This is a genomic window from Pseudomonas sp. SMSB3 (assembly GCF_052041965.1).
Taxonomy (GTDB): Bacteria; Pseudomonadota; Gammaproteobacteria; order Pseudomonadales; family Pseudomonadaceae; genus Aquipseudomonas.
Genome location: NZ_JBKGGV010000006.1, coordinates 73,030 through 90,107, shown reverse-complemented (window position 1 = coordinate 90,107; position 17,078 = coordinate 73,030). Strand labels below are relative to the sequence as shown.

At 63.9% G+C, this 17,078-nt stretch carries 17 protein-coding genes, 1 pseudogene and 1 riboswitch; of the genes and pseudogenes, 5 read left to right on the top strand and 13 right to left on the bottom strand.

Features of this window, described 5'->3' with window-relative positions:
* Nucleotide 1 precedes the first annotated feature (1 nt).
* Both ACLEJW_RS12180 and ACLEJW_RS12175 read right to left on the bottom strand, forming a co-directional pair.
* Nucleotides 2–883 carry a Dyp-type peroxidase gene (locus ACLEJW_RS12180; RefSeq protein ID WP_313294683.1) on the bottom strand — a complete coding sequence of 294 codons (882 nt, stop codon included), beginning with the start codon at nt 881–883 and terminating at the stop codon, nt 2–4.
* A gap of 68 nt (nt 884–951) precedes the next feature.
* A complete protein-coding gene (locus ACLEJW_RS12175; RefSeq protein WP_313457335.1) occupies nt 952–1,419 on the bottom strand; it encodes a sterol desaturase family protein in 468 nt (155 codons plus the stop codon).
* A gap of 381 nt (nt 1,420–1,800) precedes the next feature.
* Here ACLEJW_RS12175 and ACLEJW_RS12170 point away from each other — a divergent pair, with 381 nt between their 5' ends.
* Nucleotides 1,801–2,514: an MgtC/SapB family protein gene (locus ACLEJW_RS12170; RefSeq protein ID WP_145192873.1), complete on the top strand. Its 714-nt coding sequence runs from the start codon at nt 1,801–1,803 to the stop codon at nt 2,512–2,514.
* Nucleotides 2,515–2,523: 9 nt separating this feature from the next.
* On the opposite strand, the gene ACLEJW_RS12165 is transcribed toward ACLEJW_RS12170, so the two are convergent.
* Nucleotides 2,524–4,089 carry a sensor domain-containing diguanylate cyclase gene (locus tag ACLEJW_RS12165; RefSeq protein WP_440777612.1) on the bottom strand — a complete coding sequence of 522 codons (1,566 nt, stop codon included), beginning with the start codon at nt 4,087–4,089 and terminating at the stop codon, nt 2,524–2,526.
* A gap of 159 nt (nt 4,090–4,248) precedes the next feature.
* Here ACLEJW_RS12165 and ACLEJW_RS12160 point away from each other — a divergent pair, with 159 nt between their 5' ends.
* Together ACLEJW_RS12160 and ACLEJW_RS12155 are read left to right on the top strand one after the other, a co-directional pair.
* A complete protein-coding gene (locus ACLEJW_RS12160) occupies nt 4,249–4,749 on the top strand; it encodes a DUF4142 domain-containing protein (RefSeq protein WP_145192876.1) in 501 nt (166 codons plus the stop codon).
* A 24-nt stretch (nt 4,750–4,773) separates the two neighbouring features.
* On the top strand, nt 4,774–5,037 hold the full coding sequence (locus ACLEJW_RS12155; RefSeq protein ID WP_145192878.1) for a hypothetical protein: 264 nt from the start codon (nt 4,774–4,776) through the stop codon (nt 5,035–5,037).
* Nucleotides 5,038–5,082: 45 nt separating this feature from the next.
* Here the strand turns inward: ACLEJW_RS12155 and ACLEJW_RS12150 are convergent, their stop codons facing one another.
* The 3 genes from ACLEJW_RS12150 to ACLEJW_RS12140 all read right to left on the bottom strand — a co-directional run bounded on the left by ACLEJW_RS12150 (nt 5,083) and on the right by ACLEJW_RS12140 (nt 6,673).
* A complete protein-coding gene (locus ACLEJW_RS12150) occupies nt 5,083–5,253 on the bottom strand; it encodes a DUF6021 family protein (RefSeq protein ID WP_313457329.1) in 171 nt (56 codons plus the stop codon).
* Nucleotides 5,254–5,344: 91 nt separating this feature from the next.
* On the bottom strand, nt 5,345–6,022 hold the full coding sequence (gene tenA, locus ACLEJW_RS12145; RefSeq protein ID WP_313457327.1) for a thiaminase II: 678 nt from the start codon (nt 6,020–6,022) through the stop codon (nt 5,345–5,347).
* A gap of 3 nt (nt 6,023–6,025) precedes the next feature.
* Nucleotides 6,026–6,673, bottom strand: a complete 648-nt coding sequence (locus tag ACLEJW_RS12140) for a TenA family protein (RefSeq protein WP_440777611.1) — start codon at nt 6,671–6,673, stop codon at nt 6,026–6,028.
* Between the two features lie 80 nt (nt 6,674–6,753).
* Nucleotides 6,754–6,868: riboswitch (TPP riboswitch) on the bottom strand.
* Nucleotides 6,869–7,038: 170 nt separating this feature from the next.
* Here ACLEJW_RS12140 and ACLEJW_RS12135 point away from each other — a divergent pair.
* Nucleotides 7,039–9,366 (top strand): putative bifunctional diguanylate cyclase/phosphodiesterase, encoded by a 2,328-nt coding sequence (locus tag ACLEJW_RS12135; protein WP_313294671.1) that lies wholly within the window; start codon nt 7,039–7,041, stop codon nt 9,364–9,366.
* Here ACLEJW_RS12135 and ACLEJW_RS12130 read toward each other — a convergent pair.
* Together ACLEJW_RS12130 and ACLEJW_RS12125 are read right to left on the bottom strand one after the other, a co-directional pair.
* On the bottom strand, nt 9,356–10,465 hold the full coding sequence (locus ACLEJW_RS12130) for an SMP-30/gluconolactonase/LRE family protein (protein WP_313294801.1): 1,110 nt from the start codon (nt 10,463–10,465) through the stop codon (nt 9,356–9,358). The genes ACLEJW_RS12135 and ACLEJW_RS12130 overlap by 11 nt on opposite strands.
* Before the next feature lie 6 nt (nt 10,466–10,471).
* A pseudogene (locus ACLEJW_RS12125) lies at nt 10,472–11,080 on the bottom strand (SDR family NAD(P)-dependent oxidoreductase); the annotation flags it as partial.
* A gap of 135 nt (nt 11,081–11,215) precedes the next feature.
* On the opposite strand from ACLEJW_RS12125, the gene ACLEJW_RS12120 reads away from it, so the two are divergent.
* A complete protein-coding gene (locus ACLEJW_RS12120; RefSeq protein WP_145192889.1) occupies nt 11,216–12,169 on the top strand; it encodes a LysR substrate-binding domain-containing protein in 954 nt (317 codons plus the stop codon).
* 6 nt (nt 12,170–12,175) lie between these two features.
* On the opposite strand, the gene asnB is transcribed toward ACLEJW_RS12120, so the two are convergent.
* Genes asnB through ACLEJW_RS12095 form a run of 5 tightly spaced genes read right to left on the bottom strand, consistent with a single transcriptional unit; the run spans nt 12,176 to nt 17,074 of the window.
* Nucleotides 12,176–14,011 (bottom strand): asparagine synthase (glutamine-hydrolyzing), encoded by a 1,836-nt coding sequence (gene asnB / locus ACLEJW_RS12115; RefSeq protein ID WP_440777610.1) that lies wholly within the window; start codon nt 14,009–14,011, stop codon nt 12,176–12,178.
* Nucleotides 14,012–14,021: 10 nt separating this feature from the next.
* Nucleotides 14,022–15,407: an amidase family protein gene (locus ACLEJW_RS12110; RefSeq protein ID WP_440777609.1), complete on the bottom strand. Its 1,386-nt coding sequence runs from the start codon at nt 15,405–15,407 to the stop codon at nt 14,022–14,024.
* Complete coding sequence (locus ACLEJW_RS12105; protein WP_440777608.1) at nt 15,394–16,389, bottom strand: AMP-binding protein; 996 nt, start codon at nt 16,387–16,389, stop codon at nt 15,394–15,396. The genes ACLEJW_RS12110 and ACLEJW_RS12105 overlap by 14 nt, the downstream gene beginning before the upstream one ends.
* Nucleotides 16,386–16,670 carry an acyl carrier protein gene (locus tag ACLEJW_RS12100; RefSeq protein WP_145192898.1) on the bottom strand — a complete coding sequence of 95 codons (285 nt, stop codon included), beginning with the start codon at nt 16,668–16,670 and terminating at the stop codon, nt 16,386–16,388. Before ACLEJW_RS12100 ends, ACLEJW_RS12105 begins: the two co-directional genes overlap by 4 nt.
* Entirely contained in the window at nt 16,667–17,074 is a 408-nt protein-coding gene (locus tag ACLEJW_RS12095; protein ID WP_440777607.1) for a hypothetical protein, read from the bottom strand. The genes ACLEJW_RS12100 and ACLEJW_RS12095 overlap by 4 nt, the downstream gene beginning before the upstream one ends.
* Nucleotides 17,075–17,078 lie beyond the last annotated feature (4 nt).

The window sequence follows — 17,078 nt, the reverse complement described above, 5'->3', positions numbered from 1 at the left end:
GTCAGCCTGCGAGCAATGCACTGAGATCCAGTCTTGTCCCTTCCATCGGTGGGCACCAGTAGTAACCGCCACTCAGCGGTCGGCTGAAGCGGTACAACGCGTCGGTGATCCCGTCCTCAAGGCCACTCATGCGTCGCAGTTGGGCCTCGAAGGCATCGAGGCTATGACCCAGGGCGACGAATGCCAGGCCCATGCCCCGGTGATCGGACCAGGACACCGAACGACGCACCATGAAGGCCTCAGGCGCGTAGCTTTCCTGGGCCGTGCGTTTGACATGGGCGGACTCTGGGGCGTCGTCCAACTCCTCGTTGTCGCTCATGCGCCGGCCGATGATGTGGTCCTGATCGGCCTGGGGCAACGATTTGAAATGCTGCAGGTCATGCTTCCACAGCTGGAAGGCGGCGAAGCTCGAGCCTGCAAGACCCGGCTGCGTGCCACGGTAGATGGCTGCCTCGATGGCTTGCTCGTCTCTCGGGTTCTCCGTGCCGTCCTCGTAGCCGGTCAAGTCATACCCGCCGCGGTGCAGAAAGCCATCGACGCTGTCCGCCAGGCGCAGTGCGGGCGCCAGCAACTGCTCCAGGTCCTGCGCGATCAAAACCAGATCGCCACGCTCATCACCGCGCAACCACAGCCACAGGGCATGCTGAGTGCTCGGATTTTCCACGGCGGCGTCAAGCTGCGGGAAGGCGCGCAGCCCTGCGATGCTCCGCCCCAGCGCCTTGACCAGCGGCGCACCGATGCCCAGGATCAAGCGCTGGCCGTCCACCTGCGGCAGCAAGGCGTCGAGTACGGCGGGCAGCGCTTCGGGCGTCTGCAGGGCGAAAAACAGGTGACGTGCGTGCACCGGCACCGGGGTAGCAACCAGACCTTGCTGGAACGGCATGACAGGGGAATCCTCGGGAAAAGCGCGAATGCTACTGCGCCGTGCTGCATGCCGCAATGCAGTTGCGCTCAAGGCCTGCTTTGACGCTGGCGCAGCTGGCGCTTGAGCTCCTGCAGCGGTGGGGCGTAGAAGAAGCCGAAAGAGACGCTGCCCGTGCGTCCTTTGACGGCATGGTGCAGGCGGTGGGCACGGTGCAGACGTTTCAGGTATCGGTTGATCGGCCGCAACGTGCGCGGCCAATGCCGGTGAAACAGGCCGTCATGGGCCACGACATACAGCAATCCATAGCCGGCCACTCCGCCACCCACCCATTGCAGCGGCGCATGCCCGGCCTTGCCGAGGGCGATCAGCGTCGCGGCGATCACGCCGAGCGCCAGCAGATAAACGTCATTGGTTTCCAGCATGCCCAGCTGCGGCTCATGGTGTGAGCGGTGCAGCCACCAGCCCCAGCCATGCATGATGTACTTGTGGGCCAGCGTACCGACACCTTCCATGGCCACCAAGGTGCCAAGCAGCACGGCGAGATTGAACAGCATGTGAGGTCCGCGGCGAAAAAGAATGGCGCAAGGGTAACGATTAGCCGGGTTTTTTTCCACGCAGCCTTGACCGGCTGTAGGACGATTCCTGATGAACGTACTGTCATGATTTTGCCCTTGACCCCTTGAACTCGGCGGCGTAAGTTCCGCGACGCAATTTTGCATCCCCGAACAGGAGCCCCGCTTTTGGACAGTAGTCCCAGTCGCTTGCGACAGGTCCACTCGGCGAGCTAGTTCGGCACCTTTCGCCGCTGCCTTGCCATTGGCCAGGTGGTGGAGCCCTCAGCCCTCAACGGCTGCCTCCCCCCTTTTCCATCCGTGGTCCTGCGCATTACCTGCTTGGTCAATGATGCGGGCATGTGCCCGTGGAAGAGGTTTGCTATGGATTGGAAAGTCTTTCTGCTGCGCGTTGCGGTCGCCTTGCTGCTGGGCGCCATGATCGGTGCCGAGCGTCAGCTGCGCCAACGCCTTACGGGGCTGCGCACCAACGCCCTGGTCAGTACCGGTGCCTGTCTGTTCGTGCTGATGACCCAGGCGGTGCCTGGCATGGCGCCGACCGATGCCTCGCGCGTGGCCGCTTACGTGGTTTCCGGTATCGGGTTTCTCGGCGGTGGCGTGATCATGCGCGACGGTTTCAATGTCCGCGGCCTGAACACTGCAGCAACCTTGTGGTGCACGGCCGCCGTGGGCGTACTGTGCAGCCTGGGGCTGCTGCTCGAGGCAGCGCTGGGTAGCCTGGTGGTGCTATGCGCTAACATTTTGTTGCGCGAGATCGCCCAACGCATCGATCGCCAGGAGATGCTGCCGGCCAGTGAGGTCGAACAGCACTACGAGGTGCGCGTGGTTTGCCGCGCCGAGGATGAAATCCAGGTGCGCAGCCTCATGCTGCACAGCCTGTGTGATCCGCAGTTGCGCCTGCAATCGCTGCACAGCGAGGACTTGAGCGACCCTGCACGGCTGGAAGTGCGCGCAGAAGTGCTTGGCGATCCGCAGGCACCGACGCAGCTCGAACGCCTGGTCAGCCGCGTGAGCCTGGAAAAAGGCGTCAGCTCGGTTCGTTGGCAGCTCCGCCCACAGACCCTCTCGGCTGATTGATGCTCGGTTTCATTGTGTGTCTGCACTGAACGGCACTGCCACTGTATAACCGTCACGCCCGCGGCGCTTGGCTTCGTACAGCGCCGCATCGGCGGCGGCCATCAAGCGCTCGGCAGAGCACTCGCCCTGCGCAGGCTCGGCAACGGCAATGCCGGCACTGGCCGACACCCAGCCCACAGGGCTGCCGGCATGCACGATGGCCTGTCGACGTAGCGCCTGCATGATCTCGTCGACGACCAGCTCCGCGCCGGGCACATCCGTGGCTGGCAACAACAGCGTGAACTCCTCGCCGCCATAGCGCACGGCCAGGTCCGCCGGGCGTTTCAGGGCCGTTTGCAGCACCTCGGCAAAGCGCTTGAGGCATTGATCGCCTGCCGGATGGCCATAGCGGTCGTTGTAGCGCTTGAAGTAGTCCAGGTCCAGCATCACCAGGGCGACCGGATAGCCCTGGCGTCGCGCCCGTTTCAGCTCGGCTTCGAACACAGCATCAAGGCGTCGCCGGTTGCCCAGGCCCGTCAGGCTGTCGGTCAAGGCCAAGGATTTCAGGGTCTGGTGTGCCTGATGCAAGGCACGCTCGATGGCGATGCGCTCGCGCAACTGGCGCAGCACGATCCAGCCGAATGCCGCCAGACCTGCCAGCAGCAATAGCAGTACCGCCACAGATTTCAATACATCACGCCGCCACGGCGCGATGATCGATTCGCGTGACAACCCCGCCTCCACCACCAGTGGATAACTGGACAAGGCCCGATACGCATACAGCCGCGCGGTGCCGTCCACTACCGCTATGGTCTCGACCAGTCCCTCATCGGCGTAAGGCAGATGATTGCGAAACACCTCGCTGTCGGCGAGGCTGCGCCCTACGACCTGGTCCACGAACGGGCGCCGCACCAGGATGGTGCCGTCGCGCTTGGCCAGCACCAGCGCGCCGAGCTCATCGATCTTGAAATCACCGTAGTAGCGCACGAACCAGTCGACCTTGATGGTGCCGAGCAACACGCCGGCGAAGCTGCCATCGGGGTTATCCAGGCGGCGCGAGATCGGGATGATCAGGTCGCCCGTGGCACGGCTACGCACGACTGCACCGATGTGCACGCGGCGATCGGTGTGGGTGCGGTGGTAGATGAAATACTCGCGATCGGCGTTATTGGCGTTGGCCGGCGTGGCCGACCGGTCGGTCACGATCCAGCGTCCGTCCGGGCCATAGACGAACAACCCATGCAGTTGCGGCATGATCGCCATTTGCTGCGACAACAGCGCATGCAGCCGTTGCCGATCGATGCGGGCAAAGCCATCGCCCTCCAGCCGCTCGGCCAGCGCCGCAGTGATGGCGTCGACCTGGCGAATGGCATCCTCGGCATGCTGGCTGGTGGCTCTGGCGAGGTTGGTGACCATGTTCTGTGCATTGCTGAACGCCTGCCGGTAATCGCGCCAGGTGCGCCAGCCCTCGACGACCACGAACGTCAGCATGACCACGGCCATGAACGACAGCACCAGGCGGAACAGAGCCGCAGCACGCCCTTCGCCGCCTGGCGTCAGTTGCCCCTCCTCATCCGGTTTTTTCGCCGTGTTCATCAAATTCCTGCCTTCAAGCCCATGCCTGGTCTGACCCTGAACCGCCGCGCAGGTGCCTTCTGCATCGAACGAGGGCAAGAAAAACGAAACCTTTGCTGCGCGACAGGGCTCAACAGTCTGCGACACTGAGGTCGCGCCAACGGTTAGAAGGAGTCAGGCATGAGCAATCTGTTCATTAAACGCGCTGGGTTGTCGCTGGTACTGGGCATGGCGTCGCTGCACGCAATGGCCGCCACCTCCGATGATTTCGTCGAAGCCGCCACCGAAGCAGGCATCGCCGAAGTGGTCACCGGCAAGCTGGCACAGGAAAAAAGCCAGAATGCCGAGATCAAGGGCTTCGCTGACATGATGGTCACCGATCATACCAAGGCCAACCAAGAGTTGGCTGACATCGCCCGTAAGCTGGACATCAGCGTGCCAGATGAAGCAGCGCTGACCGACAAAGTAAAAAAGGTCATCCTGGAATGGCGTGACGAGTCGTTCGACAAGTCGTACGTGAACAACCAGGTCGATGCCCACGAAAAGGCCGTCGAGTTGTACAAGAAAGAAGCCGCCTCCTCGGATAAAGCCGAGCTGAAAGCCTTCGCTGCGAAAACGCTGCCGACCCTGGAAGCCCACCTGCAAAAAGCCAAGGCCCTGCAGACTACCCACGGTAAATAACTGACTGACGAATTGAGGCCACAGATGAGTAACGATGCACTGCGAAGCGAAATCCTGACCCGTTTGCTACACGCCCATCCCCATGGGCTCGGCAAGGAGCTGCTGGACAACTATCGCGGAGAGAAAGCCGTGGCCGGCATGCTCAAGACGTTGCAAGAGGGCGGCCTCATCCAGGATGGCGCCGTGGCGGTCGATGATGCGCACGAGATCAGCGTGCATTATCCGATCAAACTGTCCTCGGCAGGTGTCGAGGCAGCCAAGCAAGTCGAGGGGCAAGTCGAGGGCTGATGCCCCCTCACCCATCGCCGGACAGCCGGCGATGGGTGAGCCCGTTCATTTATCCGTGTTGCCCTTCTCCACATCCCTGGGCGGTTTCGCTGGACCTTGCGGGTCTACCTGTGGGTCGTCGAGATCAGGCGAGTCAGGATCGAAGCCCAGCTCATCTGCGTCCTCGGCGTGCTCCGAGGAATGTGGCCCCTTAGGTTGCTGCTCGGTGTTGTTCATGCGTCGCTCTCCGATGAATGTCTATTAGAGAACCCACCCGGGCAGCGAAGTTTGATCTGATTGCAGCAAGCCTGCTGCCAACACCTGTCTTTCAGCGTGGCGCGTGTCCGATGCCTGCGCCGTCCAATCCCATCTGCCAAAAGTCCGCTTCGAGCCGTGAGGCCTGGCCAAAAATATGCGCCAGATCGGCGAAGCGCTGCTCGGTCATGCTGCGCGCCGCCAATTCATCCAAGTGCCGCCGCGCAGCAGCGGCGACGCCCTGATAAGCATCACCGGCGTACTCGCCAATCCATTCTCGATACGGGTGGTCGTTCAGATTGCCAATGCGCTGCGCCAGGCTACGGCCGATCTCGGCATAGCCGATCACGCACGGAGCCAGCGCCGCATGCAGCTCCAACAGATCGCCTGCTGCGCCGCAGTCGAGCACGTAACGGGTGTAGGCCACGGTAGCCTGGTGCTCCGGCGCCGCCTCGATATCGGCTTGCGACAGTCCCCAGCGGGCACAGAGGCGCAGGTGCAGTTCGGTTTCATCGAGAATGGCCGCCAAGCCCGCCTGCGCGGCGCGGATATCGGCGGGCAGGCGACTTTTGTAGGCAGCCAGTGCCCACGCCCGAGCGAATTGAATCAGAAACAGGTAGTCCTGGATCAGGTAGGTGCGAAATGCAGCCTCAGGCAATGTGCCCTCGCCCATCTGACGGACGAAGTCATGATCCACATAGATGCTCCATTGCTCATGGCTAGCCGTTTTGAGGCGCTCGAAAATATCCACGGCTTAACCCTCCTCGGCGTACACGGCATCGAAGAACGCCAGCTCCAGCGCCACGCTGCGGCGATAGAAATCGCTGGCGAGCGCCGCGTGTTGCGGGCCGACGCGATCGAGCTCGGCCTGCAGAAACGCTACGAAATCGCAGAATGCCGGGTTGTCATGCAGGGTGATCCATTCAGCGTGCACGAAGTTGTCGGGCAACGGCTTGGGCGCAGCGCTCGCCCAGTCCAGGTACAAGCCTTCGGCGACATTCAGCACCGCCAGGGCTGCGGCGTAGGATCGCGTCGCCGCCGCTTCCTGCATGATCGCCTTGAACCCCGCGGTAGGCGGCGTGTCGGCAGGCGTGGCGCGCTGCTCAGGGCTTACGCCCAATGCTTCGAATGCGCGCAGGAAGTAGGTGTTTTCCTCGCTGCTGATCATGCCGGCGAAACGGCCCAGGCACAGGCGTGCGGCAAAGGTGTCGGCGCTGGCGATGGCCGCGCCCAGCAGGGTCAGGAAGCTGTCGAGAAAACGGTGATCCTGCACCAGGTAACGAACCATGACCGGGTCGGCCAGGCTACCGGCACACAACTCGGTGACGAAGCGGTGGCTCACCGCAGCGGTCCAGGCTGATTGGTTTTGGCGTTTGAGCGTTTCACTGAAGCGTTCGGTCATGCAGCTGTCCCCTTTTTGGGCAAGACAGCGAGGCCAGTGCGGCTGGGCAGTGGATGGCCTCGCAGTGAGGCCGGCAGGAAGGCAGGTCAATATCCCATCCCTTCGCCGGCATTATCCGGATCAGGTTCGAAGGGTCACCGCGCTGCGCAGGCCAGCGGTATCTCAGCCCGTTGCCGGGCTCCCCTTGGTAGGGCTCAGGTATACAGCGCTGAGGGGCAATTGTCACCAGTACCGATGAATACGCCGACTGCGAGATATGAGGTGGTGGGCTCAACGGCCTGGCTAACGGCGTTTTGCCACCAGTCATCACGCTGTCACCTCCCTGTCGTATTTTCAGGCACCTCCCAGGGTCAGGAATACCTGCTGTGATCCGCCGCTCCCTCTCATCGACAGGCCTCTTGCGTCTACTCATCATGATGCTCTGCGCCGCCACCTTGACCTTTCTCTGGGGCTTGCAGCTCACCCAGAGCGCGGCTGCCCGCGACGGGGCGCTGAAGGCCAAGGCCGCCGAGCAACTCAACCTTGCGAGCATCGTCGCGCAGAGCCTGCGCCAGCTGATCGACCACGCGCAGCAGCGTGCGAGCGCCCTGCACCGCGCTTGGCAACTGCCCTCGCCTGAGCGACCCCGGGTTGCCCAGCTGTTGCTCAATGACCCCTTATTCAGCGCCGCGAGTCTCTATGATCGCCAAGGGCGCCCGCTTGCGGCGAATCCAGCCAGTCGCCGAGGGTCATTGCCGAGTGAGTGGCTCAAACAGCTGCAACTGCACGTTGCTGATCATGGCTTCAAGCCTCTGCTGGCAAACGTCGTGCCGCACTCGGTGGCAACGCCCACAGCCGCAGCGGGGTTGGTGTTCCTGCTGCCTTTGCCTGACGCCGCCGGGCGTGAGATCGGGGCTGTTTTGTGCGTGCAACTGAACACCGAAGACCTGGCGGCCTGGGTGCAATCCGTGGATCTGGGCGGCAGCGGCATGCTGCGGGTGCTGCAGAAGGATGGTGAAGAACGTCTGCGCCTTACTGCGGATGGCGCGGCGGCGCCCGAGCAGGCAATGACGCCGAGCCTGGGCCAAGGCGCCACGCCTACCGCGCAGGCGACGCAATACCTTGCTGGCGCGCCCTACCAGAGTCTTTTCCGGCAGGTACCAGACCGTGGTTTCAGTGTGGTGGTGAGCCAGCGCCAGGACGAGATCCTCGGCCCCTCGTCCACGGTCTACACGCGGCAGTTCTGGCTGAACCTGAGCATGACCCTGATGATCCTCGCCAGCCTCGCCTGGACCCTGCGGCTGCTGCGCAAACGTCAGGAGGCCTTCACCGCCCTGGAACAGGCGCAGCAGGTCAATCAGCAACTGATCGGACGCCTGGAAGATGAGCACCGACGCAGCAGCCAGGCCGCCGCCACTGACCACCTCAGCGGGCTGCACAATCGTCGCCAGTTCGTCGAGGTCGCCGGCCAGGCCCTGACCCAGCAGCGCGGCAAGCGCCGCTTGCTGGCAATGTTGTTCATCGACATGGACCGCTTCAAATCGATCAACGACTCGCTCGGGCACAAGGTCGGCGACCTGCTGCTGCAAGCAGTGGCCGGGCGCATTCAGCGCCTGCTCGAACCCGGCGACGAGGCCTCGCGCTTTGGCGGAGATGAGTTTGTCGTGCTGCTGGCCGGCGAGCGCAGCGAAGAACAGATCGATACCTGGGTGCGCACGCTGGTGCAGAAACTCTCGGCCACTTATGCCCTGGATGGCCAGGAGGTCAATACCAGCCCAAGCGTCGGGGTGAGCATCTGTCCACGCGATGGCCAGGACATCGACAGCCTGATCCGCTGCGCCGATGCCGCGATGTACTCGGCCAAGCAAGCTGGGCGTGCCCAGTACCGTTTCTTCGATCAGTCGCTGAACCTTCCGGATATCCAGGCCTTCACCCTCGAGCAAGCCTTCGGCACGGCGCTGACCGAACGCCAGTTCGAGCTGCACTACCAGCCGCAGATTCGCCTGGATACCCAGCGTGTCCTAGGGTACGAGGCGCTGGTGCGCTGGCAGCATCCGGAGTTCGGCTTGCTCTACCCTGATCGCTTCATCGGCCTGGCCGAGCGCAGCGGCTTCATCATCGAGCTGGGCTGGGAGGTCTTGCGCCTGGCTTGCGAGGAGCTGGCCCGCTGGCAACAGCAAGGCCGCGCGGCGCGTCTGGCGGTCAATGTTTCAGCCCTGCAGTTGCGTCAGACGGATTTCAGCACCCGGCTGTTGGCCGAGCTGCAAGTGCGCGGCATCGATGCCCGGCGATTGGAACTGGAGATCACCGAAACCACCATTCTCGATCCCGAGGGTACGGCGCTGGATCACCTGCATCGTCTGCGTGACGCGGGGCTGGGCATCAGCCTGGACGACTTCGGCCGCGGCTACGCAGGCTTTGCGCATTTGCAGTCGCTGCCGCTGAGCAAACTGAAAATCGACCGCTCGCTGATCGCGCCACTGTCCAACAGCTACGACGACAGCCCGATCGTCTCCTCGACCATCATCCTGGCCAAGCGCCTGGGCCTGGAAGTGGTCGCCGAAGGTGTCGAAACCCGCGAGCAGGTGGTATGCCTGAAGCTCGCAGGATGCGACATCGCCCAGGGCTACCACTTCAGCCGGCCATTGTCGCCGGCGCAACTGCGCGAGTACCCGCCGTTTCACGGCGTCGAGCAGCAGGCGCTCACTCTTTGAAGTTGAAGCGGGCGATGCCACCGACTTCCGGTCGAATCGCGTAAAGATCGCCAGCATCCGGGTAGTGGCGCAGCTGCTCGGGCGACATGCCAACGCGCGCGGTGGTGATGTACAAGGTGCCCAGGCCGTCGCCGCCGAAGCAGCAGCTGGTTGGGCGCGGTACCGGCATCACCACCTGGTCGGTCAGGTGGCCATTGCAGTCGTAGTGCAGCACGCAGCTGCCATTGAACTGACAGACCCACAGCCCGCCTTCGCGATCGAGCGCGATGCCGTCTGGCCGGCCCAGTTCGGCTGGGGTCTCGGCAAACAGGCTGATCTGCTCCAGGCGACCATCTGCCGGGTATTCGGCGCGGTAGATGCGCCGCTCGACCGAGTCGACGAAGAACAAGCTGCGCCCATCGGCCGACCAGGCCAAACCGTTGGGCAAGGCCAGGCCGTCATGAATCACGTCGTCATTGAGCTCGGCATCGAAGCGGAACAGCGCCCCGGTCTTGCCGCTGGGCGCCTCGTCCATCAGGCCGGTGACGAAGCGTCCTTGCGGATCGCACGCGCCGTCATTGAAGCGGTAGCTCGAGCGCGGGTGCACCGGTACCGAATACTGGCGAATGCGTCCGGTGTCGAGATCGAGCAGCACGGCGCTGGCGTCTTCGGTGAAGATCAGGTTGCCGCGATCGGTCAGGGCCAGTGCGCCAATGCGCGCTGCCGACTCATACAGCCGTTCGACCTGGCCATCGGGCAGTAGGCGCAGAATGCGCCCGCCGGTGATGTCGACGAAGTACAGCGAGCGGCTGCGGGCATCCCACACCGGGCTCTCGCCGAGATCGGCGCGGGTGTCGGCCACCTTGACCGGCACGTAGTGACACTCCTTGATGCGACTCCAACGCGCAGCGACCTCGGCCAGACTCGCCGCCTCGACCCGCGCCAGATCGCGTGGATAACTGACGCCGCTGTTCTCGCAGAAGCGCGTAGCGGTGAACTGACCGTTACTGGCGCGCAGGATATACCCAGTGTCGTGGCACAGGGCGCTGGCCAGGTAGAGCACCCCGGGGGTCACCCACTCGGGCTTGAGCTCATCGGGTGCCTGGTCGATACCCCACATGCGCGTCTTGGCCACCGGAGAAATCGCGTTGACCAGGATGCCGTGCTCCAGGCCCTCCATGCTCAAGGCATTCATGATGCCGACCTGAGCCATTTTGCCGGCGGCGTAGGCGACCAGCCCCGGCTGCGCATAGCGCTGATACATGGCGCGGTCGGACGTGGTCAGCACGATGCGCGGCGCCGTTGAGTGTTTCAGGTATTTCCAGGCATGCTTGGCCAGCCACACCGGGGCGTGCACGCTGATACCCAGCGCGCGCTCGAGAAAGGCGTGCTCTTGGCTCTCGATGCCCTGGTAGTCCACCCAGCCGGCGTTGTGGATGAGGATGTCCACGGCACCGAAGTGGGCGATCGCCAGCTCCACCAGTGCCTGACATTGCGCCTCGTGATCGAGCTGACCGACATGCCCGATCACTTCATAGCCTTTGCTCTGCAAGGCCTTGAGCGCGGTGTCGATGGCCTCGGGGTTCTGCCCCTGGCCTGAGCGGTCGGTACCCAGGTCGCTGATGACCACACGGGCGCCGCGGGCGGCCAGTGCGGCGGCGTAATCCAGGCCTAGGCCTTGAGCGGCGCCGGTGACGATGGCGACTTTACCGGTGAACGGGTCTGTAATTGGCATTGTAGAGCCCTTGCGATTCTCCTTTTTACGATAACAATAAAAAAATCAATGACTTAATATTAAAAGCATGCAAATTTGATATCTCCGAGATATCACCGCCACCAGCTCCCGTTCGACTCGATGAAGGAACATGCAATGATCGAGACACGTTTGCTCAGGCAGTTCATCGCCGTCGCCGAGGAGCTGCACTTTCATAAAGCCGCGCTGCGCCTGCACATGGCGCAACCGCCGTTGAGCCAGGCGATCAGCCGCCTGGAAGAAAAGCTCGGCTTCAGCCTGTTCCTGCGCAACAAACGCGCGGTCAAGCTCACCGCTGCCGGCATGGCCTTCCTGGAAACCGCCTACCGCACGCTCAAGGAGCTCGAACAGGGCATCGAGTACGCGCGCAATGTCTCCGAAGGGGTTTGCGGCAAACTGACCATCACGGCGATTTCCATCGCCTACTACGAGTCGTTGCTCACCACCTTGAAGAAGTTTCGCGAGGTCTATCCCAATGTGCGCCTGACCATCCGCGAAATGCCTTCGGCCTCCCAGGCCAAGGCGTTACTGGCCGGCGAGGCTGACATCGGTTTCATGCGCAAGCTGCCGATGTCGCCCGACGCCATCGAATCGCGGCTGTTGCTCAGCGAGCAGATCCTCATGGCCTTGCCGGCCAACCACCACCGCGCGCAGCAGCAACTGGTGGACTTGCGCGACTTTGCCGAAGAAGACTTCGTGTTCACCCCGCAAGCATTGGGCAGCGGCTACCACAGCCAACTGATCGCCTTGTGCGAGTCGGCCGGTTTCTACCCACGAATCGTGCAGGAGGCGTCGCAGATCCATACGCTTATCGGGCTGGTGGCCTGTGGTTTCGGCGTGGCGTTGGTCCCCGAGTCGATCGCCTACTCCACCCTGCGCGACCGCGTGCAGTTCCGGCCGATCCGCCCCATCAAGGGTCAGCCGACCCCGACCATGGGCCTGTACATGAACTGGAATGCCCAGAACGCCTCACCGGCCCTGGGCAGTTTCATCGCCATGCTCGACCACGGCACGCCGCGGCGCTTCGCCGATACCATCCACAACCCGATCAGCCTGGATGGCATCGCCTAGGTGGCACTAGAGGCTCAAGCGGTAGTCGCGTAACCAGGCATCGAGCGCGAGCGCTGTCTCCAGATTGTTGCGCCGCAGTTGCGAATTGAAATACCCCGAAGGTTGCCGCAACTCTGCGGCCAGGCGCCCGTGATCGATGATCTGGAACACCCGGTTGCTGGTATCGCTGAGCAGCAGCCCTGCCCGCTCGCGCAAAAAAAGCTCGTAAGCCTGGTTGGCCGACGTTGGGTACGGACTCTTGCGCCGTTGCAGCACGGCCTGCGGGAGCAGGTCGGTGCAAGCTTGCTTGAGCAGCCACTTCTCCTCACCGTCCTTGCCCTTGATCGCCCACGGCACGTTGTAGACGTATTCGACCAGGTCATGGTCGGTGAACGGTACTCGCACCTCGAGACTGGCCGCCATGCTCAGGCGGTCCTTGCGCTCGAGCAGAATCGGCAACCAGTGCGCCAGGTGCAGGTGGCACAGCTCACGCATGCGCCGTTCGTGCGGGCTGTCGCCTGGCAAGTGCTCGACCTGGGACACGGCTTGCTGGTAGCAGCTTTGCTGGTAGCTGGCGAAATCGCACAGGCGGTTGAAGTCGGGGTTGATCAATTCCGGCTGCAGCAGCTGCATGCGCGACAACCAGGGAAATTGCTGCGCGGCGATGGCCTGGGGATCGCGGAACCAGGCGTAGCCGCCAAACACTTCATCGGCGGCCTCCCCGGAGATGGCCACCGTCGAATGCGCACGGATGGCCTTGAACAGCAGATAGAGCGAGGTGTCGACGTCGCCGAAGGTCGCCGCCGAATCGTTGGCACGGTACACCGCGCGCCGCGCTGCCTCATCGATCAACTCGGCATTGTCGATGAGGATGGTCTGGTGCCGGCTGCCGATATGCTCGGCGGCGGCCAGGGCATAAGGCTGATCGCGTTCGGGTCGAAACGCATCGCTTTGAAACTGCTCGGCCTGACCGACGAAATCCACGGAAAATGAATTAACCCGGCCGCCCTGTTGCGCCTGCAGACGCTGCTGGGCCATGGCCGTGAGAATGGTCGAATCGAGCCCACCGGACAGCAGCGAGCACACCGGCACATCGGCGTGCAGCTGCTCGCCGAGAGCCTTGGCGAGTAGCTCGCGGGTCTGCGCCACGGTGCCTGGCGCAGCGTCGCGGTGCTCGCGCCGCTGCAACTGCCAGTAACGGTCGAGCTTCGCCAGCCCATTGGGGCGCCAGGACAGGCGATGGCCTGGCGCTAGCTCGTCGATGCCGCGCAGAGCGGTGCGCGAGGTGCCGCGCGAGAGGCTCAAGGCATCCACCAGGCCGACTTCATCGAGCTGCGCGGTGAAATCCGGGTGCGCCAGGATCGCCTTGATCTCCGAGCCGAACAACAGCCCCTGTCCGAGCCTTGCGTAATACAGCGGCTTGACCCCAAGGCGGTCGCGCACCAGCAGAAAATGCCCATCGCGGCTATCGAATACGGCGAAGGCGAACATGCCGGTGAGGTGGTCCGCGCACTGCTCGCCCCACTCCAGGTACGCATGCAGCACCACTTCGGTGTCGCTGCGGGTCTGGAATTGGTGGCCGCAGGCGCGCAGGCGTTCACGCAGCTCAGGGTGATTGTAGACCTCGCCGGTATAGACCAGCGTGACCTCTGCGCCTCCCGGGCGGCGATAGGTCATCGGCTGCACACCGCCTGCCAGGTCGAGAATGGCCAGGCGCCGATGGCCCAGCAGGGCATGCCGATGCAGCCAGCTACCGCTGGCATCCGGCCCACGCAAGGCCAGCGTCTGACTCATGCCGGCCAGCACACCGGGGTGTTGGGTCAAGTCGCGGGTGTAGTCCACCCAACCTGTGATTCCACACATGCTGCGCTCCTTACACCTGAAGCCGACGGGTCGGTAGCAAGCCGATAAGGCCCTGCAGCCGCGTGGCGATGTCCAGCAACTGCCACTCGCTGTCACGGCGCCCCATGATCTGCAGCGCCAACGGCGCCTTGCCATCGCTGGACAGGCAAATCGGCACGGTGATCGCCGGCAGACCGCTGAAGCTGGCCAACGGGGTGAAACTGATCTTCTGCGCGTAGTCGGCGTCGGCCGGCGACGGAATGGTCGAATCGCCCGGCTGCGGATTGCGCCGGTCAAAGGGCCGGTTGGGGTCCATGGGGAACACCACGAAATCCAGCCCTGCGCTGTCGAACCAGGCGTCAATCCCTGCACGCAGTTGGTCCATGCGCTGCTGGATACGCCGGTACTCAGCATCGCTGACGCCCTCGCCCACCTGCAGCGCGCTTAGCGTCGACCAGTGCAGTTCGCAGTCGAAACGGCGCATCCAGGCCGCCGAGGCCAGCCAGGCATCGCGTGCGCACAGCTGCCAGGCATCGCCACGACACGCCCACAGCTGCGCCATGCCAACCGCCTGTGCCGGCATGCCGAGCTCTGCCAGCGCAGTGCGTGCCTGGCCAAGCATGTCGAGCATCGCCGGACTGGTCAGGGCCGGGTCCAGCGCCTGCTCGAGGAGCGCCACGCGGTAGTGCGGCTTGCGCACTCGCTGTTGGCCGAGCAAGGGATCGAGCCCCAGCAGCGGCCACAGCCACTCGAGGTCATCGGCACTGCGGGTGACCCAACCCAGCGCGTCCATGCGCGGCGACAGCGGGAACACGCCGCCCAGGTTCTGCGCTTTCTGGGTCATGCGCAGCCCGACCATGCCGCAGTGGGAAGCGGGCCAGCGCACCGAGCCAAGCACGTCGGTGCCCAGCGAGATGTCGCACAACCCTGCGGCGACCGACACTGCCGAGCCGGTACTGGAGCCGGAGGGGTCGATGCTGGGGAAATGCGGATTCACGCAGCCTGCGCCAAAGGCGATGTTCAGTTCCGTGGTGGCGACCTTGCAGGTCAAGGCAATCCGAGGATCGAGCCCAGTCAGGGCTGCAGCGCTGTGCTGTGGGTAGTGCCGATAGGCGCGCAGGCCCAGCCGAGTGGGCAGGCCGGCGACATCCACGGTGTCTTTTACGCCTAGGCGATACCAAGGCGCCAACGCCTCGCGGGTACTGGTCAGGCAGCGGTAGGTGCTGTCGGCGTGCACCTGCCATTGGCTGTACTGCATCGCCCATTCGGCAGCCAGGTCCGGCTGCCGCTGCAGTAGCGCATGGCGCTTGCGCAGGCTCAAAGCAAGGTATTCAGGCTGTTCCCGGCCGCTGCTGGCGTCGGCGCCGCAGTTGCTCAGATAGCGGCTGATGGTGTCCTGGGTACTAGCGAGGCTCATGGGTGTAATCCTTGACAGTAAGGGCGGCCGCCCACGGTTGGGGCTTGCCGGTGGGTGATAAAGGCAGGTCGGCGACACGGCGCACGGCAATGGCGCGCGGGTATTCAGCCGGCAGCTGCTGCAGCGCCTGCAGCACCGCCGCTTCGTTGAGCGTGGCGGAACTGAACAGCACTTCGTAGGCCTCGCCGCGCAGGGCATCGCGCACCGCCACGCAGGCCAGTGTCGGGCAGGCCAGACGCTGGCCAAGCAGGCTGGTCAGGCGCGCCAGATCCAGGCGCACACCATTGACCTTGATCAGGCTGCTGGCCCGGCCCAGCCATTGAAAGCGCCTGGCATCCAACGCCAGGATCTGGTCATCGCAGCGATAGCTCGGCGCCGCAGTTGCCTGACCTTGCTCGCGAGCGATGCGCGCACTGGCCACTTCCAGCGCCGCTGGCTGCCCCAGCGGGCTGAGCAAGGTGACATCGTCGAACAGGGTCCACGGCTGCTCGGGCTGGCTGTCGCGATCGAGCTCGCGGTAGGCCATGGCGCCGGTTTCGGTCGCACCCAGCACCTCGACGAAGCGCACCTGCGGCCCGGCGAAGCGCTGCACCGTGGCCAGGGCGTGCTCGGGCAGGATCGAGGCGCTGTGCAGCACCAGCACCGGGCGCTGCCCTGCCAGTCGGGCCAGCAGTGAAGGCAGCAGGCGCCAGGTGCTGGCAATGGCAAGGATCACGCACGGCCCGTGACCGCTGAGCTCCGGCAGTTGCTGGCGTTCCAGCGAGCAACTGTGCAGCGTCGCCTGCATCACCTGGGCACCGACCGTGCCGAGGATCATGCCGTAGCAATGGTTGCTGGGCGCGAAGGCGAAGATCTGCTCGGCGCCAGGCGCCCAGCGGCCGAGGATCAGCGCCGCCTCGCGTTGCATCTGCTCCATGCTGCGCAGCCACTGGCGTGGCGCACCGGTCGAGCCGGAGGTGGTGAAGCAATGCTCGTGGGTCATCCGATGGCCTGCAAGCTCAGTTGGTCTTCCAGCTTCTGCGCCACGAACTGCTGCATGCGCGCCAGGGTTTCGAACCAGTAGCGCACGTCGTCGCTCAGGTAATCGACCTCGAAGCCGAACTGCCCTTCGATGACGGTGATCACTTCCACGGCCATGAGGCTGTCGAAGCGCTCACCGAGAAAATCGCGAAAGCTCGCGTCGGCGGCGATGCTCTCTACCTCCTCCCCAAGCAGTTGCCCGAGGGTTTGGCGAATACGGTGTTCGATGCTGAGCTCGTTCATGGGCGCGACGTTCCTTGTGAATATCCAGCGTTGGTGAATTGCGCTCCGGCGCCGTAGTACACGTGCACCGGCTGAATCGGATCGAATTCCAGGTAGATGAACGCGTTCGGGTAGCGCCGGTACAGGCACTCGCGCAGGCTTGTCGCCAGTGCGTCGAGCACCGCCTGCGGGCGCTGCGCCGACACCGTGAGGTGCAGGTGAAAGTGCGCGGGCTGCGCGTCGCGGTCGAGGATCGGCAGCGGCATACCGGCACGAAAGGCGCAGCTTTCGGCCAGGTCCTTGAAGAACACCAGGCAGTGGCCGGCGTCGGCGCCGATGGCTTTGAGTTCACGGGTGAAATCCAGCGCCAGTTGCTTGCGCTGCAGTGCAGGCAATGGTGCACAGGTGATGTTGAGTCTGGGCATGGCG